Source organism: Sutcliffiella sp. NPDC057660 (genome assembly GCF_042800035.1).
Taxonomy (GTDB): domain Bacteria; phylum Bacillota; class Bacilli; order Bacillales; family Bacillaceae_I; genus Sutcliffiella_A.
Map to the genome: position 1 here is coordinate 1 of NZ_JBHVHV010000003.1, position 24,788 is coordinate 24,788.

Below are 24,788 nucleotides of genomic sequence, written 5' to 3' on the forward strand. Positions count from 1 at the left end.
TTATTGTGTGGAGGGAAGCTCGAAAAGTCCATCATAAAGCAAATGAAGGACCTTTTCATGGTGTAGCGTGCTCAAAAAGTCCATCATGAAGCGAATGAAGGACCTTTTCATGGTGCAGGAAGCTCAAAAAGTCCATCATAAAGCGAATGAAGGACCTTTTCATGGTGTAGCGTGCTCAAAAAGTCCATCATAAAGCAAATGAAGGACCTTTCCATGGTGAAGCGTGCTCAAAAAGTCCATCATGCAATCTTCCTTCAAAAAAAACTCTTCCAAGAATTACAACTCTCAAGTAAAATATGAGAATATTCTTTTAGGTTGGAATTTTCTAACCTTGTATAGGAGGAAGAGAAATGATTCGACAACTAACGGAAGCAGATCATGAAATCTGCTACGACCTAGTGAAGGAACAAGCTGCAGAAAATTTATTCATTATAGGTGATATCGAAGCGTATGGCTATGAACAGGATTTTCAAAAGCTATGGGGGGACTTCGACGAGAACGGAGAACTTCGTGCAGTGCTGCTAAAATACCAGGAAAATTTTATTCCTTACGCAAAGCAGCAGAGGGATTTTGATGCGGAGGGTTTTGCGGAAATTATGCTGCAGGATCCGGATTTCTCCATGATGTCTGGCCTTAAAGACATAACGGAACGATTGGAGCCATTCTTAAGTGGCCGACTTAAGCGTAAAAGAGAGACCTATTATGCGAAATGCACCAAACTGAATTCTTCCACAACGGAAAATGTATCAACGACTGATGTGTACCTGGCTGTCCCTGAGGATGCGGAGGAACTGGTGGAGCTGCTGAATGGCGTTCCGGAATTCAGCGACTCCATTATTACTGTCGAACGAAAGCGCAGGGGGATTGAGAAAGGGGTATCTCGATCTTACTTTATAAAAGAAGATGGAAGAATGGTTTCTACTGCTTCCACTACAGCCGAAAATTCCTTATCAGCAATGGTTGTCGGTGTAGCGACCTTGCTTGAATATAAGAAAAAGGGATATGCCACGCAATGCATGGTAAAGCTTTGTCATCAATTACTCCAGGAAGGGAAAGAATTGTGCCTGTTTTATGATAATCCAGCAGCGGGAGCCATTTATAAGCGGATCGGTTTTCAGGATATCGGCTTCTGGATGATGTATTCGTATAATAAAATGAAGGGCTGAAACTATTCATTCGTTTTTAGGACGTTTATCAATTTTTCATAGTGGAATATAAGAAATATTATGAAAAAATTGTTGTGATAGGATGAAGCGTCTTGAAGATAACGAAATTATTAATGAAATCGTTGAACTCTGGTTATTTAAGAGAAAAATGGGTTGCCATCTTTCTAGTTCTGCTTGGTATGGCAGTCAGTGTGTCAGCCGGGGTGTTATTTCTGGAACTGGCAGATGAGGTCATGGAAGAGGAAAAGTTTGCGTTCGATCAGGCGATCATGAGCTTCCTTCGATTACATGAATATGATCTGGTATTTGCGAAAATGAAAATTATTACAGAAGCTGGATCGGTATGGTGGATTGCTTCTGTTACAGCAATCACTGCAGTATTCCTCTGGTTCTACAGAAAGGATAGATGGGGTGTCCTGTTTTTCATCATTGCAAATGGTGGTGGAGGACTTCTCGTCCTGCTGTTGAAACATATGTTCCAGCGTCCTCGCCCATCTTTAAATCCGGCCTATGATGGGCATGGGTTCAGTTTCCCTAGCGGCCATGCTACAGGTAGTATCATACTTTATGGATTCTTGATTTATTTGATTGCTAGGGAAAGAAAAATTATCATCGGTAGAATCGCTGTAATTACCGGATTGCTGTTCCTTACAGTCTTTGTAGGGTTGAGCAGAGTTTATTTGGATGTCCATTACCCGAGTGATATTCTGGGAGGGTTTGCCGTAGGAACGATATGGCTGTTATTTTGCCTCTTTTCCTTGGAAGTTTCAAAGATAAAAGGAAAACGAGCTTTTATAGGCAACTTGATTTCTCATAGAAATTGAAAAAGAGGACAGGGATGTCATCATACCCCTGTCCTCTTTTCATTTGGATTTCTTCTCTTGTTCTACTTGCTCCATGTACTTGTCGAGCAAAACCTCTTGATCATTGGTTTCATATTTTTTCTCCAGGACCGGTATCAATTTTTCCCATGAAAGGGCTTGTTTATATAGCTCACGATCGAATTCATGATTCAGTTCCACTATAGAAAGCTTCAATGCATCCGCAAACGCTTTTTGCTGAGGTATATCACTTTGATCTGGCCCTGCTGATATCCACTGATCCAGTTCTTCTTCTGTTACTTTCACTTCGTATTTCTCTTCTGCCACAGTTATCCAGGCTTGGTTTTCTGTCTGATTTTTCTTGGCTATTTTCAAAGCCTCATCTGGTGTCAAATCCCTCTTATTTGATAATTTCTCATCACCGAGCGCTCTTATCACCCACTTTTCCAATGTTTTATCCGCAAGATCCATGGCTTTGGCTCGCGCTACCACATCTTCAAAAATAAAAACATATTCCCCGTAGTTGAGTTCAGTATTAGCAAAAAAATTATCTAGTGGGGCATCTGTAGAAGGTTCATTTTGTTCCTGACAACCTATTAACATTAGTAGAAGAATGACGATAATAAAGATAGTTGATTGTTTTTTCATAAGCTTCACCTGTTGTTTTTCTTTTATCCTACCAAGAAACAGGAAGATGAGCAAAAAGAAACCTATTAATTAAGAATGAAAGGGAGTGACTTCCTTGTTTAAATATATGTTGAATCTATTATTTATTTTAATAGTAGGCCTAGTGGGATATCATTTTTTCGATTTTATCGATGAAGGATCGCTTTTTTCCTCCACCACTTTAGCTTCTGTACAGGAAATCGAGCATAAGGAATATGAGGAAAGTGTTATCTACCAGCCAGATCGCGAGGTAACCACTTTAGAGACATTAAGCGTCCAGCATAGCTATCTTAATGATATTACAGGATGGGGAGGCGTGGAAACGACGAACATCCGTAGTCTGATTACCTCTGACGAGTGGAAGGAACTTAAAGCTGCAGTCAATTGGATGAAGACAGAAGGATTTGCCCCATCCAAGATACTCAATGATATGGAAAATGCTCATGGATTTATTTTACTTGTGGAAAGGGAGGGAGACAGAACGGCCCTTCGTTATCTGCACCGAATTTTTCATGACCTGGATGTGACGTTAAATGAAGTGACGGAAGAAGAGGGTGATACAACCATTTGGGGTGTCACACATGCCTTTGGGAATAACCGCGATATAAGAAAAGCAAATAACCATTTGAAGAATAATTTCTGAGGTAGGCGACAGGTTTCACGCCTTCCTTTTTTTATTGGATTAAAAAGTTTGAAAAATTAGATAATATATAAAGGTTTTTGTCCTTCTTTGTAGAAATAGTAATGTGTTGAAAGGAGAGAAGGAGGAATCATAGTGAAAATCACAGAATTTATGGGGAATAAGGTATGTACCCTTATTATGGAATCCGATGGTCATAAAGTGAAAATTGAGTTTATGTATTCAGAACATCATCCAGAAATTCTTGACTATAGCTTTCGAATCAATGGCAATCCTTCCTTGCAGACAAGAAACAGAGTAAACGACTTGGCCGAAAAGAAAATGCATGCACTTTTCTTTGAACTTACACAAAATGTAATCTAATCGACTCTTCTTATGAAGGGTCTTTTTATATGACTTTTTCTACCCCTTTTGTTGGAGTATTGCTTGTTTGCATTCACAGAAAAATGAGATAATAAGAATGAAGGGGAGTGGTAGATTCATATGAGGATTACAATGGAGAAAATGAAAAAGTGGGATAGCGAGGATGATCTAAAGGGCTATCGCAATGAATTTTACATAAATGAAAATGGAATTTATCTTGATGGCAATTCACTGGGTTTATTGTCAAAAAGAGCGGAACAAGCTTTGCTCGACATACTTGATTCGTGGAAGAATCTAGGTATCGACGGATGGATGAAAGGGGATAACCCTTGGTTCTATTTTGCTGAAAGTCTTGGGGGATTGAGTGCGCCATTGGTTGGGGCAAAAAAGGAAGAAGTCATCGTAACGGGCTCCACAACCGGTAACCTGCATCAGCTTCTTGCGACATTTTATGAACCAAAAGGGCGTAGAACAAAAATTGTCGCTGACGCATTGAATTTCCCATCTGATATCTATGCCATCCAGAGTATGTTGAAGTTGAAAGGATACGCCCCTGCAGAACATCTCATTCAAGTGGAAAGCAGGGATGGAAGGGTTATAGATGAGCACGATATATTGGCTGCGTTGAACGAGGAGGTTGCTTTACTCATTTTGCCGACTGTCCTTTACCGTAGCGGCCAATTATTAGATATTCAAAAGATAACACACGAAGCCCATAAACATGGAATTTTGGTGGGGTGGGATGGCTGCCACTCAGTTGGTGCGATTCCTCATCAGTTTCATGAGTGGGATGTGGATTTTGCCTACTGGTGCAATTATAAATATTTGAATTCAGGTCCTGGAGGAGTAGGAGCACTTTTCGTTCATGAAAAGCACAATGGCCGGACACCTGGTCTAACTGGTTGGTTTGGTTCCAAGAAAGAAAAGCAGTTTGACATGGAGCATCACTTTACACCTGCTGATACGAGTGGGACCTATCAGATTGGTACACCGCATATTTTCAGCATGGCACCGTTACTTGGATCACTTAGAATGTTTGAAGAGGTCGGAATGGATAGGATCCGAAAAAAATCGCTGCATCAAACAAAAATCCTGATGGACCTCATTGAACAGGAGCTGTCGGAATACCATTTTGTCATTGCCAATCCTACCGAGGACCGCTATAGAGGTGGCCATGTGAGCCTTGAGCATCCGGAAGCTGCAAGGATATGCAAATCTTTAAAGGAGCATGGAGTGGTCCCTGATTTCAGAAAGCCTTCCATTATAAGGCTGGCACCGGTTGCCCTATACACAACGTACGAAGAGATTTATCGGATGGTCGCCATTCTGAAAGATATCATGCAGGATAAGCATTACGAAAAATTCTCAAATGAACGAGAAGTAGTAGCCTAGGAGGATCATGATGATCATATACGATATTTCACGGAAACTTCATACCGAAACACCAACATGGCCCAGTGATACACCATTCTCCTATTCCCTGAACTGGACAAAAGAAGAATCGGGGTCTGTTAATGTGGGAAGCATCGAAATGAGTGTACATACTGGGACGCATGTGGATGCACCTTATCATTTTGATGAGAATGGAGCAAAGGTCGACCAGCTTGAACTGTCTGTTTTTATTGGTCCGGCAATTGTATTGAAGGTGTCCAAGCTTAAGGGGCTGGATCGTGGGAAATTGAAAGAGCTGTTAAAAGGACATGAGAAGAAACGTGTTTTATTTAAGACAGACTCTTGGGAGGATGAAGCGGCATTTCCTGGGAGTATTCCCTCTTTGAATCCTGAAGCAGTGGCTGTTTTAAAAGAAATGTCTGTTCCATTGATTGGAGTAGACCTCCCGAGTGTTGATCAGTTGGATAGTAAAGAACTTAGCATACATCATCTTCTTCATGAAGCGGACATCGCCATTCTGGAGGGGATTGATTTAAGGGACGTGGAGGAAGGGGAATACGAGTTGATTGCACTGCCCTTAAAAATAGCCGGTGCAGATGGCAGTCCTGTAAGAGCGGTGCTTGTAGGGGAATAGTTGCATTTAATGACCTCGGATAAGAAAGTGTCCGAGGTCATTAAAATTGTCAGAATTAGTTGATTATTCCGGTCCCTGTTATTTTCACACTTATCTTGGGGATTATTTCGATATTTGGATAGGTCTCCCTCCATTTTAATTCTTCCCAGATTGAATGGTGGTGCACCCGGAGTTCCTCACCGATTTTTAGAACATCACTATTGGCTTCCTGGATTGTTGCGATGATGGGATTGGACTTCTCTTCAATGATTGCAGCAGCTTTTTCAGCCAGCTTGTCCACTTTTTGTTTATCTAGAGGGCTGTTCTTGGGATATTCTGCAATCGAGGTGCTTAACTCAAGGTGCACCTCAACCTTTATGGAATCAGGAGAATCTGCCTGGATTTTAATGGTGGGTTTAGACTTATTTATATTTATAGTCATATACTGATTTCTTACAATCTTTTCATCTCCGTGTACATTAAGGACCAATTGAGTTTTCTTCCCCTTATGGCCAGCCATCAGCAGCAATATTGTTGCATCAGAAGGGGGCAGAATATCCCCGGTAAAGACTTTACCGCTGATTAGTCCGACTCCGCTAATCTGTATATCATGAGGTTCTATTCTCTCGATAACAGGTAAAACAAAATCAGAAGATGGATCAAACATTATAGGACAAATCGTTTGGACAGTTTCATTTGCGATAATGGTATTTTCTTCGCCATTTTCCAAAAGGTCGGTTACAGCTTCGGTCAGCAATGTTTCTTTAATGGTTCCCATCTCAATAACACTGGACGCATTACCTTTTGTGATGGCAAGCTTTGCTCCAAGTGGTGCTCGTGGATCTCGGTATAGAATATCAAGTATGGAATACAGATCCTCTCTTGCCAGGTCTTCACCGATTAGATATACCCTCATCTTGCTGGGAGAGAACTCACCAGGTATTTTCCTATCCAGCTGCAACCGGGTATCCCTCAGTGTAATTCCTGATGCCTTTACAATAGCAACTGTCGCCTCTCCAGGCTCACCGCCGATGCTGACTTTTTTCGATTCTCTAATTGCAATCGAGGAAAGTATTTCTTCGTTTTCCCCCTTGTCAAATCCAACTGTAAACACAAGCTTTAAATCTTTTAGTAAACGTTGATCCCAGCAGGACGTAAGAAGCAAAAGACAGACTATCATGGTAATGGTGACGGAAAGCTTACGTTGACGGGACATGTTTTTTCTCCTTTCTATTTTTTTTCTTGAAAAATCCAAAAATCAATAAGGAGATTGGCAAGAAAAAGACAAATGAGTAGATGATGTATTGGAATAAGGAGTCTATCTTCTGAATAACGAATTTATCCTGCAAGAAGAAGCCTGAAATAAAAATAGGAATAACGATAATAGGTACAAACGGGGAATGGGACTCAGCATGAAACAGCTCCTTCAACCCTTTGCTGGCTTGGTACAAGTAAATGATAAAGGAATTTGTCATCGGTATGACCCATATGGACAAGAAAATCAAGTCAAGCCTTTCAATAATCTCAAAAGAAATAGCCTTTAACATATAGAGCACTGGCTCAGGCACTAATGTCATTTCCACCGGGCTAAAAATAATCAAGCTCGTGAAAACGAGAAAGGTGTAGATGGATATGGTAGTGACGTTCGCTAAGGTGAGTGTTTTGAATGTTTTACTTTTATCCTTTAAGAGTGGATAAATCATCAGGATAATTTCAAACCCAGTTAAGGCGATAAGTACATCCTTTACTGCAATGAAAATGTTTTTTATGCCGCCTTCCCCTACCGGTAGTATATAAGCTAAATTTGCATCGCGATAAACGGTTGAGACCAGTAGGATGAAGAATAGAATAACTCCAGTGGACAAACTGAAAAACCTGGCAATCGTTAAAATGTTATCTGTAGCCAGGTATACCGCTACAATGATAATTAATATATAAATAATCCAAAAAGGTGTCAATGTGAGAATCCATTTATTGATGAGACCTGTCTGCAGGACAGCTACAAGGGCTGCTACAGCAGTAAAGTAAAGTATATAGGCAACAATCATAATGGAACCAATGAACTTTCCGAACAGATGCTTCATGATTTGATAAATGTTTTTCTCAGGAAACCATCTAGATATGGTCAGAAAAATAAGTAACCATATCTGCAGGACAATACCAGCAAGTATTGTGGAAATCCAGCCGTCCCCCTTGGCTGTACTATGAACAGCAAAGGGGAGGGATAGAATTCCGACACCCATTTGCGACTGAATGATAATAAAATAAAGCTGACCTTGGCTTATTGATTTCTCACTTGCCTTTAGCATGAAAAATTCTCCTTAGGTTCTCGTCTTTTTCTTCATTCTTGGTTGTGTATCACTTGGTCGGGATTTGAAAAAAGGCAGTGGGGTCCTGATAATGGTATCTTTCATCTCCGAAAATCTTAAAGTGGTAAATGGTGCGAAAAATGGCGTGCCGAATGATTCCAATTTGCACAAGTGTATCAGTACAAACATCAAAAAAAAGCTCATTCCAATAAACCCGAACAGTGACGCCAAAATCATGAATGGAAATCCGAGCAAGCGAATGGATGAACCCATTTCAGAGATTGGAACAACGAACGAAGAAATGGCAGTGATGGCAACAACAATAATCATCGTATTGGATACCAGGTTTGCTTCCACTACGGCTGTTCCGATTACAAGTCCACCAACCACCCCGATAGTCTGGGCAATGGGGTTTGGAAGTCTGATTGATGCCTCACGCAAAATCTCCAAGGTTATTTGCATTGCCAACGCTTCCACGAGTGGCGGATACGGCACATATTCCAGGGAAGATTTAATGGAAACCACAATCTCCGTGGGGAGCACTTCATAATGGTAGGAAACAATCGCTATATAAGTTGCGGGAAGTGCAATTGTTATAAGGAAACCCATAATTCTTAAAAACCTGATAAAAGAGCCGAAATACCACCTGCTATTATAATCATCCGGCGATTGGAAGAAAGAAAAAAATGTTACTGGTGCAATTAAAGCGCTCGGACTATTATCTGCAATAACTGCAATCCGCCCATCCATAAGATTTGCAACCGTCCTATCAGGCCTCTCTGTACTTAACAGGGTGGGAAAAATGGATACATTATCGCTGATATATTCCTCAATATGCCCAGGTGCCAAAATGTAATCTGTATCGATGTCCGATAGACGCTTTTCCAAGTTGGCGACAGTTTTCCCGTTTGCTAAATGATCCAGGTAAATCATTGCCACTTTTGTATGGGAGTCGTTGCCGATTGAAAAATACTTGATTTTCAATTTTGGGTTTTGAAGCCTCTTTCGTATCAGATAGATATTGGTGCCTAATGTTTCGACGAAGCCTTCATGTGCCCCTCGGATAATGGTCTCGCTTCCGGGTTCAGTAATGTTTCTTTCTGTCAGCAGCTGTGACTGGAAGATCATCGCAAGAGAGTTATCTCTTTGTAACAAGATGGAGTTCCCTTCCAAAAGAAATTTTGAGATTTCCTTAATACTACTTGTTTCTTTGATAAATGCCTGAGGAAGCAATTCCTTAACATTGTCCGAGTTGCTGATATGAATTGGTTTTATTATTTCCTGCTCAATTATTTTCTTTTCTGTAATACTTTCTATGTAAATAAGAAACGCATCCTTCTCCTGATAGGGTGTATAATCCACGACGAAGTCTTCGGAATGAACAAACGCTTCCCGCAGAATCATGATATTCTCATCAAGATTTGTAGAAAGCACCCCATTCGCTTTCTTCTGTGTCATGAAAATTACACCTCCGATTTTACTAAACTACCCAATTACTATATTTTCCTGAGTTCATGAAATATTTATGCATTACTTCCAATATTCTTTTGTTATACTTGACCTATTATGTGAACGGTAGGGGTTATGGAATGGATAAGAATGTTTCCCTTAAGATATCTGTCAGAAAGCTTGTGGAGTTTGCAGAGATGGGCGGCAGCATAGACTCCCGTTTTGTTGGAACGAATATCATGCAGGAAGGGACGAAAACACATCAGCGTCTTCAGGGCAGTCGTGGCGAAGATTATGAAAAAGAAGTGCATCTGTCAATCGACTATGCATACCAGTCAATTCTTCTTCAGATCGAAGGTAGATGCGATGGGATTTTCCGTGATGAAAAAGAAACGATCATCGAAGAAATTAAGACAACTGCAAGAGAGCTGTCCAATTTGACGGAGGAAGATTTTCCGACATACTGGGCCCAGGTTAAGATGTATGCCTATATTTATGCCAAAAAGCAGGAGCTTGAAAATATTTCTGTGCGACTCCTTTTTGCCAAACGGGACAGCCTGGAGGAGAGGGTTTTCACGAAAAACTATTCCTTGAATGAACTCGAGGACTATGCGGAAGGCATTGTAATGGAATATATGGACTTTATGGGGACCATACTTGACTCCGTACAACTTAGAAATGAGAGTCTAAAACAACTTTCTTTCCCGTTTCCAAGCTATCGGGAGGGGCAGAAGGATTTAGCCAAAGCGGTATTTAAAACTATTAAGGAAAAGAAGCGGCTTTTCGCCAAAGCTGCCACCGGGATCGGAAAGACGATTTCGACCATCTATCCCACTCTGCTTGCCATCGGAGAAAAAGAGTGCGAGAAAATGATTTACCTTACCGCCAAAACGGTAACAAGGCAGGTGGCGGAAGAAGCTTTTCAACGATTAATCGAAAACGGTTTGCATCTTAAAGTGGTTACCATAACTGCAAAGGAAAAGGTCTGCTTTCAGGAAGAGGTTCGCTGTCAAAAGGAGTTCTGTCCTTTTGCCGATGGCTATTATGACAGACTTAAAGATGGCCTGAAAGACATCCTGGCCAATGAGCTGATCATGAACCGACAGGTAATCGAGGCATATGCCCGCAAGCATCAGCTTTGCCCTTTTGAATTTTCCCTCGACCTTGCGTTGTATGCCGATGCTGTTATCTGTGACTATAATTACTTCTTTGATCCAAAAGTAAGGATGCAGAGATGGAGTGAGTTCCATAGAGACACCATCGTCCTGATTGATGAAGCGCATAATCTTGCAGACCGCGCCAGGGAGATGTACTCTGCCTCCATTTCCAAATCGGTGTTCCTGCAAACAGGCAGAATCATGAAAGACATAGACAAAGAGCTTTATGGAAAGCTTAAAGCGGTAAATGATGGTCTGTTGGAGTGGAGGAAAGAGCTGCTTGATGAAAATTTGTTTGTTTTACCAGAGAAGCCGCACCACATTGTTGAGCTTGTGGCAGCACTGGTGGAAGAATGTGAAAGATGGCTCAAGGCTAACACTTCTGGTGCAGGTTATGAAGAAGTACTGACTTGCTTCTATGACGGACAGGCCTTTATAAGAGTGGCAAAAGAATACAATGCGAACTTCAAGACGATAGTCACTATTCATAAAAGTGAAGTACATGTGAAGCTCGCATGTCTCGACCCATCTTCTGTGATTAGATCTTTAACGAAGAAGGTTTTTGCCACTGTGTTTTTCTCAGCTACGATGCAGCCGCTCGGCTATTATCAGACAGTGCTCGGCGGGGAAAAAGAGGACTATCATATTTCTATTGAATCCCCCTTCAAAAGGGAGCAGCTTGAGGTGTATGGTCATGCAGTTTCCACAAAATACCGTAATCGGGACAAATCCATCGAGCCGATTATCAGATCGATCATTTCAACCTTTCATTCAAAGGAAGGGAACTTTTTGGTGTTCTTCCCTTCATATGAGTATTTAATGCAGGTATATGATGCTTATATGAAAACCGATTTGCCTGATCATGTGAGGACGATTGTCCAGCAGCCTGCAATGACTGAGGCGGACAGGGAAGTCTTTTTGAAAAATTTCCAGGCACGCACGGATACGCTGCTCGGTTTTGCAGTTCTCGGTGGGGTATTTGCAGAGGGCATCGATCTAGTTGGAGACCGACTGAATGGAGTTGCCATTATCGGTGTCGGACTTCCTAAGATCACTTTGGAAAGAAATGTCATGAAAGAACATTTCGAGGAGCAGGGCTACGATGGTTTTGATTTTGCCTATGTTTATCCCGGTATGAATAAGGTGCAGCAGGCCGGCGGTAGATTAATCCGAACCGAAAAGGATTCTGGCTTTATCTTGCTTATCGATGACCGCTACTACACCTCCAAATATCGAAGACTGCTTCCCCCTGAATGGCAGAACTTCAAAGATCTGAGAGTTTGAAACACTTATGCTTGTTAAAGACTTTATGTTAATTTGCCTAGCTGGTGATTGGAGCAATAGGCGAAGACTCCTGCGGGAGGTGGCGTTTAGTGGAGACCCCGCAGGCGAAGCCGAGGAGGCTCCATTAACGCCCCGCGGAAAGCGCAGCCTAGTGCGGAAATCAACAGCGGTTTTTAACAGGACCATTCTTTTATAAAAATTTACATTCCCTTTATGTGAAATCAATATTTGTTGGCTATGATATGGTTAAACATTTGTTTAAGGGTGATGGCCCATGAAGGGAAATTTAAAAAAGGCTTTGGAACTGCAAAGGGAATATTATATCAATAAGCTCCTTCTGATTGGAGTTTATGACTCGCTTATATTGGAGGGCATGACAACAACCGAATTAAAGGATGAATATAACTATTTTTATTATGATGTGCCCAGCAGGAAATGGAATGCAAAACGGAAAGAAATTTAAAAAAACCTAGTCTCCTGAGGAGAACTAGGTTTTTTTGATTAATTTACACTATACTCTTTTTTCAGCTCCTGCTGTGCATCTTTCCCGATATGAAGAGTCCGGGTAGGGAAGGCGATGACCACTTCTTCCTCTTCCAGGATTTCCATGATCTTGAAATTCACATCTTCTTTGACCTTCAGAAATTCTGCCCACATGACAGTGCTGGTAAAGAAGTAGATGAATACATTCATGCTGCTAGCCCCAAAATTATCAAATCGAACGAGAATGGTTTCCTGATGTACTTCCGAATGGCCGCGGAGCAGCTGTTCGATTCGTCGAGTTACCGTTTCAAGTTTTACTCTGGAAGTATCATATTGGAGTCCAAGCTCGAAAGTGATCTGACGCTTGCCCATTTTCGACCAATTGGTGATGGGCTCATTCGAAAGCGTGGCATTTGGAACAGTAACCACTGCTTGGGCAAAGGTTCGGATCCTTGTGCTTCGGAAAGAGATATCCTCGACAACCCCCTCCACACTAGGAGTTTTAATCCAATCACCCATCGTAAAAGGCTTTTCTGTCACGATGATGAATCCGCCTAAGAGGTTTTTGATGGATTCCTGAGCGGCAAGTGCAAACGCTAACCCTCCAAGTCCAAGTCCTGCAACAAAACCGCCTACATTATAATCCCACTCTTCAAGAACAATGCTCAATGTCAATGCGATTAAAATGAAGCGTAATACCTTGGTGAAAAAAGGCATCACAATCTTATCCACTTCAAAGTCCAATTTAGTAGATAGCTTCGAAAAAAGTACGGATGAAGAAGGGATAAAATTGAATACTCCCCATGCAATCAAGAAAATGATGGAAGAGCGCATCAGCCTTGATAGTGTGGCTGCCTCCATCAGTTCAAAAGGAGCCGCCTTTAAAGCGAAGAACAGACCTAATATCACAAAGAAGGTACGTACCGGTTTATCAAAGGCTATTACTATATAAGTAAATAGATCGGTTGGTGTCTTTTTGGATAGTGACAGGATCATTTTGAAAAAATATTTGGTGAACAGTTTTCTCCATAAGAGAAAGAAGAACAGAATCAGAAGGGCAACACCCAGATCCATCCAGAAATCCATATCTGTCCAGAAATCATAAGTAAATGTTTCGGTAAAGCCATTTAAGAATTTGCTCAAAGGTTTAGACCTCCCATAGATCAATATGTTCGAAGCTGCTTGGCTCCGTAATTCATCATGTCTATCAATCTATTATAAAGCATAATAATACTACTTTCAGATCCGTATTTCAATTGATAAAGAACTCTCTATTTTTTGAAAAATATATATTTTTATAGAATTCAAAATAATATAGTGGTAGTATTTTACTATATTTATTTCGGTTTTCGTAAAATGGGGGCTATTATGCAAATAACATGGAATATCACGAAATCGTTTCTATTCTTTCTTTTTGTAGCAATTCTTCTGATGTTAGCAGTTCTATTCCCTAGGTCTCCTGATATTGGTGTATCAGGTAATGCGATGACGCTTGAGTATGGCTACGAATTTTCTTGGGAGGCCTATAGGCATAATATATCCCTGTTTTTGGATGACGTGACAGACAGAGGGACGCTGGGTTTTACGAGATACAATAATCCGGCCGAAGAAGAAATTGGTTTACATATGGCAAGAAGTCTGAAGGTTATCATCACCGCCTTTATGATTACGATGATTTTTGGGGTCCTGAAGGGAATTTATGATTTTTATGATCGATGGGGTGGATGGAATATTTTTGGTAAAGGACTGACTTGGATTGTCCAGTCGATTCCTGATTTCTTTCTATTAATCTGTCTGCAATGGTTGATCATCTTCTACCTCCCATCGATAAGGATCTTCGGGCACGATCATTGGTACAGCTTTTTGCTGCCCGCCTTTCTGGTATCCTTGTATCCGATGATGTATGTGGCAAGGATCACATCCGCTGCACTAAGCAACGAAAAAGGAAAGCCTTATATTCAAGTGGCAAGGTCAAAGGGACTGACCGGTAAAAAGGTGCTGTGGAAGCATATGCTACGCAACAGTCTCTATCCTATATTTTCCAACTTGCCTGCGATGATGCTTTATCTCTTGTCAAATCTATTGATTGTGGAGTATTTATTGGACTACCGGGGTGCAGCCTATCGGATGTTTCAGGCATTTGATGTAAGCAGGGCCCTTTCAGGAAGTATGAAGTTTATCAATGAGTCGGGATTGATAATCGGGTTCGGATTAAGCTTCATGATGATTGTGTTTATTTCTCAGCTAATCAGCCTTTTCGTGCTGAAGCTCGTAGAACCAAGGTAGGTGATAGTTAGATGAAACGGAATTGGACGTTAATTGTGGGGAGTTCCTTTTTACTCTTTTTGGTATTGGTAACGTTGGCTGGTCCATTCTTACCTTTCATTGATACGGTACTGGAAAGCAAACGGGTCGTCTTTACGCAGGATGGCATTGAAACCGCGCCATTTGAACCTTCGGAAAAACATTTTTTCGGCACAGATAGAGAGGGCAGGGATTTACTAAGTGTTATTGTTGTAGGTGCCAAGGATACCCTGCTTCTGATTCTGGGAGTTGCTATATTGAGGTATAGCATTGCCATGCTGCTGGCATTATTGTCGATTAACAAAAAAGGTCCTGCAAACTGGGTCCTGCAGGGCTGGCACCAGATTTTCTCTGCACTTCCTGTTATCTTTTCTGCAATCATCCTATTGAACCTTCCAATATTTGTGTTCAACGATAATCGCTTTATCTGGGCTATTATCATTCTTGCTTGCATTGAAGTGGGACGTGTCGGCACGGTTCTGCAAAATCAGTTTTATCGAATCAAACGCACTCCATATGTGGAAGCTGGTATCACAGTAGGGGTTTCCTCGTTTACATTGTTTACAAAGTACTATATTCCGAATGCATTACCTGAACTGATTGTTCAGTTCTTTCTTGATTTGGGGAGGATTGCGTTATTGATCGGACAGCTGGGGATTTTCAGTATTTTTATTACTCAGGAATTTGTCCAGCTTTCCTACGGATCCGGGGAAATCATGAATACGAGTTTTAACTGGGCCACTCTTCTGGGTGAGGCGAGAGGCGATGTCATCCGCTCGTTCTGGATTCCGTTCTTCCCGGCCTTGGCACTGGCGTTTGCTGTATTGACATTCAATATTTTTGGAGAGGGCCTGAGAAAACATTTCCATCGTTTAGAAGCCTAAAGACTGTCGAAAATTCTCGACAGTTTTTCTTTTGTTCTTTAGAATAATAAAGGTGTCTGAAAAATAGTTCGTTAGGAGAAATAACGATGGGAACAAATCAAGATAATATGCAAATGTTTACTCATAAATTGCCTGCATGGTTGCCTGGAACCATTTTCGTCTTCCTGATTGCTTTGGCAGGAAAAGCTTTTGGAAATCTTTTTCCGGCCATAGGTGGAGTCATTTTTGCGCTCCTGCTTGGGATTATACTGCGGAACAGCTTTAAGCTGAATGAGAGGTTTCTACCAGGAATCCAATTTGTTGTACAAAAAATGTTGAAAGTCGCGATTGTACTGTTAGGTGCGACGTTAAGCATAGGTAGCATATTGGATATAGGCTCACAGTCCATATTAGTTATTTTGCTGGTAGTGACCGGCGGTATTCTAGTGACCCTATTGGCAGGAAAGATTCTGAAAATCGATAAAATGCTAAGCTTACTGATTGGAGTAGGTACAAGCATTTGTGGAGCAACGGCGATATCTGTTGTGAAAGGGGTCATTCAGTCAAAGGAAACAGTCACAGCCTATGCAATCTCCACGATTTTCTTCTTCAATATATTGGCAACGCTGCTATATCCGTGGATTGGTCAGTGGCTGGATCTTACTGTCCTGCAGTTTGGAATCTGGATTGGGACCTCCATCCATGATACATCATCGGTTGTTGCTGTCGGATATCTTGTAGGAGAGGACGTCGGGGAAGTCGCTACAACAGTAAAGCTTGTACGGACTCTGTTCATTCTTCCGTTGGTGCTCGCCATTTCTTTTATCATTGTAAATAAGAGTGATGAAAGTGCCAGCATTAAAGGGGCATTTCCCTTATTTATCATCGGGTTCCTTGTCATGAGCACTTTGTATTCTGTCGGTGTTGTTTCACAAGGAGTAAGCGCTTGGCTTGGATCTGTTGCCAAGTTTCTGATTATCATGGTCATGGCTGGCGTCGGCCTTCAGGTGGAATGGAAGAAATTTCGTGCATTGGGCTTGAAGCCTTTTATTGCTGGGTTTATCGCCTCAGTGTTTGTAGCGACATTAAGCTTGATCTATGTTTTAAATATGATTGATTAGCACCCTGGGACTCAGGGTGCTTTTTTTAGCGGGTTTGATTGAAAGCGTTTTCGTCGTATCCAGATTCAGCATTTTTTTATAAAAGGCTGTTTTCGCATTCATTGTTGCTTTAGATGAAATATACACATCAAATGTAGTCCGTTGATTGCAGCGAGGGACACAAGATTCCCCGGGGACGGATGGGAGCCTCCTCGGCTTCGCCTGTGGGGTCTCCCATGCCCTCTACTATCCCGCAGGAGTCAAGTGTCCTCCGCTACAATCAACTCACGTGTTAAACTTTATTTGCCAAAATGAAGTTTTTTAAAGTCAATCAAATTGGTTACTGAAATAAAAAATTGAGACAAAATCCAATTTTTCTATCTTAGTAAAGCAAATTTTATACTTTGATTCACCCCTGTTGGTTGTAGTGCAAGGTGTGAGACTCCTTGAAAATGCAAGCATTTTCTGCGTGCGATGTATCGCTGCCGGAGCCTTCCTTGTCCTGCGGGAGCAGCGTGTCAAGGGAGACCCCGCAGGCGCAAAGCGCCGAGGAGGCTCCCGAGGCCGCCCGCGATCGCTGCCGCCTGTAACGGAGACCAACAGGGTGTTTAATGTTACCATCTTATCTTTAGCCCAGTCCTATTCTTAAAGCAACAATATATAAGAGAGAAATCCTTATTAAATTCAATTCAAGTCACAAAAACCAAGCTCACCATTTTGAAGGTCAGCTTGGTTTTTATGAGATGATATCCTCTCTTTCAGACGGCATATCTATCTGCTGTAAGAGTACATTGCGGAGGGACGCCAGATAAAATGGGGACAGCATGGATGTGATGTCCTGCCAGTTATCCAGATTGGGCCGATAGACAATCAGCTTAACTTCCTGCAACGTAGTTTTTTGGAGATAGAGCCGGTATCGACGACTTTCCACCGGCTCTGTTTCATCCACAAACTCCAATATTAAGGTCTGGTCCATTTCTATGATTGGATGGACTATCGCAAAGGCCTGCAAAATGATCACCTTTCCCAATTAGAAGCCGATTCACAGACTGAATAGAGCTTCCTTCTTTTAATGACCATTTTTTCCAAACCTCTGACATCCTATACTTTTTTCAAAAAGGAGAGAACCTGTTCGAAGGGTTGCTGAGCTTGGGATTTTAGGTAGTCCTTGAAAGGGTCGCCCTTTTCTTTCAAACGTTCCATTACACTAAAGACCGTGAAAAACTCCGGTCTTAGATTTGTATTCACTTCGCTCCAATACAGGGGTGCGGCCACTGTAGGCTTAGTATTTCCTCTTAAAGAGTAAGGGGAAATGATGGTTTTTCCTTCTCCGTGCTGGATATAGTCTACATAGATTTTATTTCCTCGCCTCTTTTTTAAGCGCTCAATTGTAAATATGTCCGGCTCTGTGCTTACAAGATACTGTGCGATGAATTCCGTGAAAATTCTCGTGTCTTCATAAGTGAACGTCTTTTCAGGAAGAGGGAGATAAACTTGCAGCCCCTTTCTTCCTGAGGTTTTCACAAAGGCCTGAAGCTCCAGTTGTTCAAATACCTTTTGCATCATAATTGCGCCTTTAACTGCCCCGGAGAAATGTTCCACGGACGGAGGATCTAAATCAAATACAATTTCACAAGGGGAACTGTCTCCAATCTTCTGAAAAGGGATGTGGAATTCCAGAGCCAGCTGATTTCCAAGCCATAGAAGGGTTTCGAGATTATTGCATACGATATATCGGATGCCTTCCTCAAGTGATGTTTCTACAAATGGAGGGGCATAATCAGGACAGTTCTTTTGGTAGAAGCCCTCACCGAACATTCCATGTGGAAAGCGGATTGTAGTCAGTAGCCGATTTTTCAGAAAAGGGAGAATGTATGGTGAAACCTCCTTTAAATATTGTAGATAATCTAATTTTGTCACAGATTCATCCTTCCAAAGAGGTTTCTCCGGATGGGTGACAGTCACCGACTTTGGGAGGTTGATGTCCGCTTTCTGGAGGTTTTCAATTCTGCAATCCTTCACTTGGACGTCAAACCTGAAGCGGTAGAATTCCGGGTGCCGCAGTTGACCCTGATACAGCTCCAGATAATAAAGATCAATACAAATTCCAGGCTCCACATATATGAAATGACTATCTTCTTTATAGCTGTTCTCTTTTATTACCGATATGAGTGCTTGGCGTTCATCTGTACTCATCCCGTGGGAAAAGAGACCGATAGGGACGATGCCGGAATTTTTATAAAGTCCAACATGAAAAAAACCATTTTCCTTTTGATACGAAGTAATGAAACAAGTAATGATCTTATAGTTTTTTATTTTGATCCAGTCATTGGTTCGTTTGCCTTGTCGGTAAAGACTCCTTACCTTCTTAGCTATCATGCCTTCTCCATCCTCCATCTTAATTTTCTCCCAAAGAGTGTCTGCTTCTTTATGGAAAGGGACATATTGTAAAGGGGAGGAGCTGTCTGCAGTTGGAGATAATGGCAGTTGTAAGGTGGAAAAAAGATTCTTCAGTTTTTCCTTTCTTTTGAATAACGGTGTATCAAAAAGTGATTCATTCTTCATGTGCAGCAAATCAAAGACCAGATATGTTGAAGGGATGGAATGAGCGAGTGCTTCAACTTTTTCTGTTTTTTTTGTTCTGCCCCGCTTTTGAATGGCAGAAAAATCGGCTTTCTCCGAAGAGGCGAGAATGGCTATTTCCCCGTCTAAAATTAATGGGAGCGCCTGCTGAATAACGTCATTTTTCAGTAGGTTTCCCAGGAAGTTTACCACTTCAGGAAACTGATTGTTCAATAACTTACCATTTCTGCTTTGTAGCGAGATATTATCCTTTTCAAGGAAGAGAAGACACCGAAATCCGTCGTATTTTACTTCATACACCCAGTCTTCCCCGATTGGAGGATCACGGTGTAAACTCAATAGCATAGGTTTAACCATTGTAGAAATCCTTTCCTCTTGATTATCTTTACATCTATTTTGCTTTAGAAAAATAAAACTATGTCAAGAAGGTGATGTTTTGTACCAAGGAGTGTTTCTTGACCGGGATGGCGTTATCAATGAAGTACTGACAAAACGGGTCAAATTTGTTAATAACCCCGATGATTTCCACTTTCTTCCTGGATCTTTGGAAGGGATAAGATTACTGACTGAAGCGGGATTCAAGCTGTTTGTCGTTACCAACCAGGGAGGAGTGGGCCTTGGCTTTATGAAAAGCCACATGCTCGAGGATATTCATAGGTATATGCTTAAAGAGATCAGTGCTGCCGGGGGAAGAATTGAGGAAGTGGCAGCCTGTATCCATAAGCCGCATGAAGGGTGTTTGTGCAGAAAGCCTGGGCCGAAGATGATTGTTGATCTTGCGGAAAGTCATGAAATCGATTTAGCACGGTCATATATGATAGGGGACAGGGAAGTCGATATAGAGGCAGGAAATGCGGCAGGAACAAGAACCGTATTCATCGGGGACGAAGTCGGGGTGGCTGATTACCATTTCGCTTCCTTGTTGGATGCTGCGCAATGGCTTGTTAACCATAAGTAAAGCGGCCAGCTTGTTTAGCTGGTCGCTTTCTTGCGTGTTGTACGTTTTTTAGGTTTCGCTTTTTCATTCTCGCTTTTTGGCTCAGCAGTTTTCTTTGCTTCTGTTTTCTTTTTGGCAGGTTTCAATTCCTGATCCTTAGTGCGCTCTATACTCGCCTGAAGGGCGCTCATAAGATCAACGACATTGGTTTTGCCTCCCGCGTCATTGGGTGTTGCAGTTCCTTCCTGGTTGTTCACTTTTTCTTCTATTAGAGCGAGGACAGCTTCCCGATAGTCATCATGGTATTTTTCTGGATCGAATTCGGTGGTCAACTGGTCGATCAGCATGATGGCCGTCTTCAATTCCTGTTCGTTCACATCCGCTTTTTCCGGCACACTTGGTACTTCGCCAACTTCTCTCACTTCGTCCGGATAATGAACGGTTTCCATGACCAGGCAATTTTGGTATACCCGAACAATCGCAAGCTGCTTCTTGGAGCGGATCGTAATTTCCGCCACCCCTATTTTTTGGGAGCTTTCCAGCGCTTCGCGGAGAAGAGAGTAAGCCTTGCTGCCGTTTTCGCCAGGTCCCAGAAAGTAGGATCGGTTGAAATAGATGGGATCAATGTCCTTAAGCTTCACAAAATCAATGATTTTCACGCTTTTATCCTCGTGTTGTTCTTTCAATTGTTTCAGTTCTTCATCATCCAAAATGACATATTTCCCTTTTACATATTCATATCCTTTAACAAGGTCGCTTGTATCCACCTCTTTATCGCAATTCGGACAGACCTTTTCATACTTGATTGGGGTATTGCACTCTTTATGAAGAGTGCGAAGCTTGATATCCTTGTCCTCGGTTGCAGAATACATTTTTATGGGGATATTGACAAGACCGAAGCTAATTGAGCCCTTCCACATAGTATGCATGGTTCTCACCTTACTTTTCACATTTATTTTAATTATTTGGCTACATTAAACACCGCTGTTGATTTCCGCACTAGGTTGCGCTTTTAGATAAAAGCACTTTTTTTGTGCTTCCTGTTAGTTTATCCTGAAAAAAAGAGAAGAGTATTTCAAATATTGGAAGGAGGGAAATTATGTGCGGTTATTTTTTTACGGGGTTTCCAGGATTCATCTGTCAGGAGCTGGTGAAAGAATTACTGAGTGAAGAACAGCAGCTGAGAAAGTTGTATTTGTTGGTGCTTCCTACAATGAAAAGCCAGGCAATCCCCATTATACAAAACTTTCAGCGCCAATATCCTGGTACAAGCATTACGCTCATTGAAGGTGATATTACTCAGCCGAATTTGATGATAAATGACAAGGAATTAGCCTTGTTAAGGCAAGAGGTGCATTATGTTTTCCATTTGGCAGCGGTCTATGATTTGGCCGTAAAAAAGGAAATCGCCTATCAAGTAAATGTTAATGGGACAAAGCAGGTTCTTGAATGGCTTAAAACATTATCCAACCTGAAGAGGTTTGTGTATTTTAGTACAGCATATATCGCTGGTCTGAGAGAAGGCATCATCTATGAACAGGAGCTGGAGCATTCAGCGGGTTTTAAAAATCATTATGAGCATACAAAATATCTTGCCGAGGTGCTGGTTGAGATGGAGAAACAGGTGATTCCTACCACAATTATCCGTCCAGGTATCGTTAAGGGGCACAGCGAGACAGGGGAGACAATAAAGTTTGATGGGCCCTATTTTATACTGAATTTTCTTGATACCCTGAAATTCCTGCCGTTCATACCACACCTTGGAAGAGGGGAAGCGGAGTTTAATGTTGTACCAATTGACTATATTGTAAAGGGAACCTGTCATCTTGCATTTTCGGAAAAGGCTGAAGGGAAAACCCTGCATTTAACGAACCCGTCGCCTATCACAATTAGGGAGGCTTACAGTATTTTGACTGAAATTCACCTTCAAAAAGCTCCAAAAGGATCCATTCCTCTTACACTTGCGAAATCATTTTTGTGTGTCCCAACTGCAAGAAAGTGGTTGAAGGTCGAACGACAGGCATTAGACTATTTCACTTGGAAGGGTAGCTTTGATTGTTCAGAAGCGAGAAGGATTTTAACGGAAACCGAAATCAACTGTCCATCTTTTATAGAAACTGCAGAATGTATGGTGAAGTATTATAACGAGCACAAGTCCAACCGGACAAAACATATTCAGATTAGCTAAATAAGGAATGAAGCTAGCCTGAACGTCCGGGTTGGCTTCTTATTTTTTGTAATTTAGTAATCATATTGACACGGCAGGGTTGGGTAATTCGAAGTATTATAAAATTATTTTTTGTTTCTCCCCCGCAAAAATTGAAACATTCGCGTAACATTTGGTGATAGTGAAACAGCTTTCATAAAATGTAAAAGGAGGAATTAAGCAGAAATAGCAACTTTCATGGTTGAAATTGGATTATTTTATTCGCATTTAGGGTCATTACATAAGAAAGGGAAACAAAACAGTAAAAAGGGTTTGTGCAACTTTGTTGCACAAAAGTGTCTTAACAGGTTTTTACATTGACATTTTCTAGAGAAAACGTCACCTTTATATATAGAAAGGTGTCTTTTTCGAGATAATGAAAAAGCCTCCTTCTTAAAATTTGCTTAATATATGGACTCATAGATACTAAAATATCATGATTCATTAAGCAGGGAGAGAGGTGAGGCCAGTGCTGAGCCTACTTTTTAAAATCGGCAAGCGACGCACCAAGTCCCTCGAGGATGAAGTGCTAGAGATTCAAGCTGGCAATCTACAATTACAAAACCAATTAATTAGTAAATATAAACCATTTATCGCAAAGGCTGTATCCTCTGTCTGTAAAAGATATATAAATGAGACGGATGATGAATTCAGCATAGGATTGATTGCATTTAATGAAGCAATTGAAAAATACTCAAAAGACAAGGGAAGTTCCCTTTTATCCTTTGCAGAATTGATCATCAAACGCAGGGTGATCGATTATATAAGAAAAGAAAGCAAAAACATAACGGTAACGATGTCAGAGCAGGATGTTGATCAGGATGATTATGCATCAAATAAGATTGAAGCAACTTTATCAGTCGAAGAATTCCAGAAGCAAATCCATCAGGAGCAGCGTAAAGAAGAAATTCTATACTACCAGACTGTCCTTAAAGATTTTGGTCTTACTTTTTCAGACCTTCTGGAATGTTCACCAAAGCACGCGGATGCCCGCCAAAATGCTATAGAGGTTGCGCATACATTGGTTCAAAACCAGGAGTTGAAGAAGCATCTCTTTGAGAAGAAGATGCTGCCGATGAAACACCTTGAAGGTTTGGTTGATGTGAGCAGAAAAACAATAGAACGTAACCGGAAATACATTATCGCGGTATCCATTATTTTATCGGGGGATTATATATATTTGAAAGATTATTTAAAAGGGGCGGTTACGGTTGAAAAAAGGGATTGTGCTCGAAGTTCATGATGACTATGTCACAATGCTCACCCCGGATGGAGAGTTTTTGAAGTCCAGAAAACAAAAGGGGCAAGTGGATATCGGGGAGGAAATCATTTTTTTTCCTTTACATAGGGGCGCAACGGAAAAGAGGAAACTGTCATCTTTTCTCAAGATGAAGTGGGCTATTGTTACAATGCTTACTGCAGCAGTTTTGTTCCTGTCCTTCTATCCGAAATATGTAAACAATCAAGTTTATGCATACGTTTCATTGGATGTGAATCCAAGCCTGGAGTTGGGTCTGAATAAGAATATGCAGGTGGTTTCCATTGATGCCTTTAACGATGAAGCAAAATTGCTGCTACCCCGTTTGGGCGATTGGAAAAATGAAGATCTAAGTAAAGTTTCTTCTGACATCATGGAGTTGATTCGCCAAGACGGCTATCTCAAGGCAGGTGGGGAGATTGTCATCGCATCTGTTCTCCCAGACAGCGAAAATCTGGTGTTGAAAAAGAAAATCCAAAATGAAATAACATCATTATCTAAAAATTTCCAGGTGGAAAACATCAGTGTAACCACAATAGAGACTACGAGTGAAAAACGTGATGAAGCAATTAAGCAAGGGGTTTCTCCTGGTACATATGTTCAAAACGAACGTAAAACGGAACTGGTCGATTCTGAAGATACGTCAAAAGCAACAGAATTGAAAGAGGAAATTCAGGTTGTACCAAGCAAAGTTAGCGAAGTTGAGCAACTAAAGGTGAAAACTGAGCTGGAAAAGCCGCAACTTCCTGAAGCAGTTCCGAACAAAAATTGGAAAGATGCAGAAGGAAAACAAGAGAGAAAACAGCTGCATGATGAAACAAAGGACCAAAGAAAAGAAAATCGTGACAACCTTAAAGAAGAGAAAAAAGAATACCGCGAGCAGGAAAAAGGGGAAAAACCGGATCAAAGAGAAGAACGAAAACAAGAACGAAAACAAGAACGGGAACAAGAACGGGAACAAAGACGTGAGGAAAGAAAAGAAGAGCAGAACCAACGTAAGGAAGATAGAAAAAATGAGCGTGGGCAAAACAATAACGACCATCATAACCGAGACAAAGACAGACACTAATTAATTTTGACTAATGCTATTATCCAACTTATAATATTTTCAGAAAGGCTCCTTAAATCGGGAGTCTTCTTCTTGTTTATTTGAATCTGCAACAAAGTAATCCCAGAGCCTAAAGCCCTGGGACT

At 41.3% G+C, this 24,788-nt stretch carries 23 protein-coding genes; 15 read left to right on the forward strand and 8 right to left on the reverse strand.

Annotated features, from left to right (window positions below; all coding sequences use genetic code 11):
- Window positions 1-350: 350 nt before the first annotated feature.
- Window positions 351-1,166 carry a GNAT family N-acetyltransferase gene (locus tag ACFVAD_RS03240; RefSeq protein ID WP_386636057.1) on the forward strand — a complete coding sequence of 272 codons (816 nt, stop codon included), beginning with the start codon at window positions 351-353 and terminating at the stop codon, window positions 1,164-1,166.
- Between the two features lie 92 nt (window positions 1,167-1,258).
- A complete protein-coding gene (locus tag ACFVAD_RS03245; protein ID WP_386636059.1) occupies window positions 1,259-1,990 on the forward strand; it encodes a phosphatase PAP2 family protein in 732 nt (243 codons plus the stop codon).
- Window positions 1,991-2,029: 39 nt separating this feature from the next.
- Here the strand turns inward: ACFVAD_RS03245 and ACFVAD_RS03250 are convergent, their stop codons facing one another.
- Complete coding sequence (locus tag ACFVAD_RS03250; RefSeq protein WP_386636061.1) at window positions 2,030-2,635, reverse strand: hypothetical protein; 606 nt, start codon at window positions 2,633-2,635, stop codon at window positions 2,030-2,032.
- 94 nt (window positions 2,636-2,729) lie between these two features.
- Between ACFVAD_RS03250 and ACFVAD_RS03255 the strand changes: the two genes are divergently transcribed.
- The 4 genes from ACFVAD_RS03255 (at window position 2,730) to kynB (ending at window position 5,682) form a co-directional block, all read left to right on the forward strand.
- Entirely contained in the window at window positions 2,730-3,296 is a 567-nt protein-coding gene (locus ACFVAD_RS03255) for a hypothetical protein (protein ID WP_386636063.1), read from the forward strand.
- Window positions 3,297-3,428: 132 nt separating this feature from the next.
- A complete protein-coding gene (locus ACFVAD_RS03260) occupies window positions 3,429-3,656 on the forward strand; it encodes a hypothetical protein (protein WP_386636065.1) in 228 nt (75 codons plus the stop codon).
- A 132-nt stretch (window positions 3,657-3,788) separates the two neighbouring features.
- Window positions 3,789-5,048 carry a kynureninase gene (kynU, locus tag ACFVAD_RS03265; protein WP_386636067.1) on the forward strand — a complete coding sequence of 420 codons (1,260 nt, stop codon included), beginning with the start codon at window positions 3,789-3,791 and terminating at the stop codon, window positions 5,046-5,048.
- Between the two features lie 7 nt (window positions 5,049-5,055).
- Window positions 5,056-5,682, forward strand: a complete 627-nt coding sequence (gene kynB, locus ACFVAD_RS03270) for an arylformamidase (protein ID WP_386636069.1) — start codon at window positions 5,056-5,058, stop codon at window positions 5,680-5,682.
- A gap of 55 nt (window positions 5,683-5,737) precedes the next feature.
- Here kynB and ACFVAD_RS03275 read toward each other — a convergent pair whose 3' ends face one another.
- From ACFVAD_RS03275 to ACFVAD_RS03285, 3 genes are read right to left on the reverse strand one after another with little or no spacing between them, the layout of a single operon-like run.
- Window positions 5,738-6,877, reverse strand: coding sequence for a Ger(x)C family spore germination protein (locus ACFVAD_RS03275; protein ID WP_386636071.1), 1,140 nt, complete (start codon window positions 6,875-6,877; stop codon window positions 5,738-5,740).
- On the reverse strand, window positions 6,861-7,970 hold the full coding sequence (locus tag ACFVAD_RS03280) for a GerAB/ArcD/ProY family transporter (RefSeq protein WP_386636073.1): 1,110 nt from the start codon (window positions 7,968-7,970) through the stop codon (window positions 6,861-6,863). Before ACFVAD_RS03280 ends, ACFVAD_RS03275 begins: the two co-directional genes overlap by 17 nt.
- 12 nt (window positions 7,971-7,982) lie before the next feature.
- Window positions 7,983-9,428 (reverse strand): spore germination protein, encoded by a 1,446-nt coding sequence (locus tag ACFVAD_RS03285; RefSeq protein WP_386636075.1) that lies wholly within the window; start codon window positions 9,426-9,428, stop codon window positions 7,983-7,985.
- A gap of 131 nt (window positions 9,429-9,559) precedes the next feature.
- Between ACFVAD_RS03285 and ACFVAD_RS03290 the strand changes: the two genes are divergently transcribed.
- Window positions 9,560-11,860 carry an ATP-dependent DNA helicase gene (locus tag ACFVAD_RS03290; RefSeq protein WP_386636077.1) on the forward strand — a complete coding sequence of 767 codons (2,301 nt, stop codon included), beginning with the start codon at window positions 9,560-9,562 and terminating at the stop codon, window positions 11,858-11,860.
- 274 nt (window positions 11,861-12,134) lie between these two features.
- On the forward strand, window positions 12,135-12,323 hold the full coding sequence (locus tag ACFVAD_RS03295; protein WP_386636079.1) for a stress protein: 189 nt from the start codon (window positions 12,135-12,137) through the stop codon (window positions 12,321-12,323).
- Between the two features lie 38 nt (window positions 12,324-12,361).
- Here ACFVAD_RS03295 and ACFVAD_RS03300 read toward each other — a convergent pair whose 3' ends face one another.
- Window positions 12,362-13,486, reverse strand: a complete 1,125-nt coding sequence (locus ACFVAD_RS03300) for a mechanosensitive ion channel family protein (RefSeq protein WP_386636081.1) — start codon at window positions 13,484-13,486, stop codon at window positions 12,362-12,364.
- A 225-nt stretch (window positions 13,487-13,711) separates the two neighbouring features.
- Between ACFVAD_RS03300 and ACFVAD_RS03305 the strand changes: the two genes are divergently transcribed.
- The 3 genes from ACFVAD_RS03305 to ACFVAD_RS03315 all read left to right on the forward strand — a co-directional run bounded on the left by ACFVAD_RS03305 (window position 13,712) and on the right by ACFVAD_RS03315 (window position 16,631).
- Entirely contained in the window at window positions 13,712-14,629 is a 918-nt protein-coding gene (locus ACFVAD_RS03305) for an ABC transporter permease subunit (RefSeq protein WP_386636083.1), read from the forward strand.
- Between the two features lie 11 nt (window positions 14,630-14,640).
- Window positions 14,641-15,531: an ABC transporter permease gene (locus ACFVAD_RS03310; RefSeq protein WP_386636085.1), complete on the forward strand. Its 891-nt coding sequence runs from the start codon at window positions 14,641-14,643 to the stop codon at window positions 15,529-15,531.
- A gap of 86 nt (window positions 15,532-15,617) precedes the next feature.
- Window positions 15,618-16,631 (forward strand): YeiH family protein, encoded by a 1,014-nt coding sequence (locus ACFVAD_RS03315; protein WP_386636087.1) that lies wholly within the window; start codon window positions 15,618-15,620, stop codon window positions 16,629-16,631.
- A 715-nt stretch (window positions 16,632-17,346) separates the two neighbouring features.
- Here ACFVAD_RS03315 and ACFVAD_RS03320 read toward each other — a convergent pair.
- Together ACFVAD_RS03320 and ACFVAD_RS03325 are read right to left on the reverse strand one after the other, a co-directional pair.
- Entirely contained in the window at window positions 17,347-17,622 is a 276-nt protein-coding gene (locus ACFVAD_RS03320) for a hypothetical protein (RefSeq protein WP_386636089.1), read from the reverse strand.
- Between the two features lie 89 nt (window positions 17,623-17,711).
- On the reverse strand, window positions 17,712-19,550 hold the full coding sequence (locus tag ACFVAD_RS03325) for a DNA ligase D (protein WP_386636091.1): 1,839 nt from the start codon (window positions 19,548-19,550) through the stop codon (window positions 17,712-17,714).
- Window positions 19,551-19,629: 79 nt separating this feature from the next.
- On the opposite strand from ACFVAD_RS03325, the gene ACFVAD_RS03330 reads away from it, so the two are divergent.
- Complete coding sequence (locus ACFVAD_RS03330; RefSeq protein WP_386636093.1) at window positions 19,630-20,151, forward strand: D-glycero-alpha-D-manno-heptose-1,7-bisphosphate 7-phosphatase; 522 nt, start codon at window positions 19,630-19,632, stop codon at window positions 20,149-20,151.
- Window positions 20,152-20,165: 14 nt separating this feature from the next.
- Here the strand turns inward: ACFVAD_RS03330 and ku are convergent, their stop codons facing one another.
- Window positions 20,166-21,059, reverse strand: a complete 894-nt coding sequence (gene ku / locus ACFVAD_RS03335) for a non-homologous end joining protein Ku (protein ID WP_386636095.1) — start codon at window positions 21,057-21,059, stop codon at window positions 20,166-20,168.
- Between the two features lie 170 nt (window positions 21,060-21,229).
- On the opposite strand from ku, the gene ACFVAD_RS03340 reads away from it, so the two are divergent.
- The 3 genes from ACFVAD_RS03340 (at window position 21,230) to ACFVAD_RS03350 (ending at window position 24,663) form a co-directional block, all read left to right on the forward strand.
- On the forward strand, window positions 21,230-22,318 hold the full coding sequence (locus tag ACFVAD_RS03340; RefSeq protein ID WP_386636097.1) for an SDR family oxidoreductase: 1,089 nt from the start codon (window positions 21,230-21,232) through the stop codon (window positions 22,316-22,318).
- A gap of 478 nt (window positions 22,319-22,796) precedes the next feature.
- Window positions 22,797-23,579, forward strand: a complete 783-nt coding sequence (gene sigI / locus ACFVAD_RS03345) for an RNA polymerase sigma factor SigI (protein ID WP_386636099.1) — start codon at window positions 22,797-22,799, stop codon at window positions 23,577-23,579.
- A complete protein-coding gene (locus ACFVAD_RS03350) occupies window positions 23,548-24,663 on the forward strand; it encodes an anti-sigma factor domain-containing protein (RefSeq protein ID WP_386636101.1) in 1,116 nt (371 codons plus the stop codon). The genes sigI and ACFVAD_RS03350 overlap by 32 nt, the downstream gene beginning before the upstream one ends.
- Window positions 24,664-24,788: the final 125 nt, after the last annotated feature.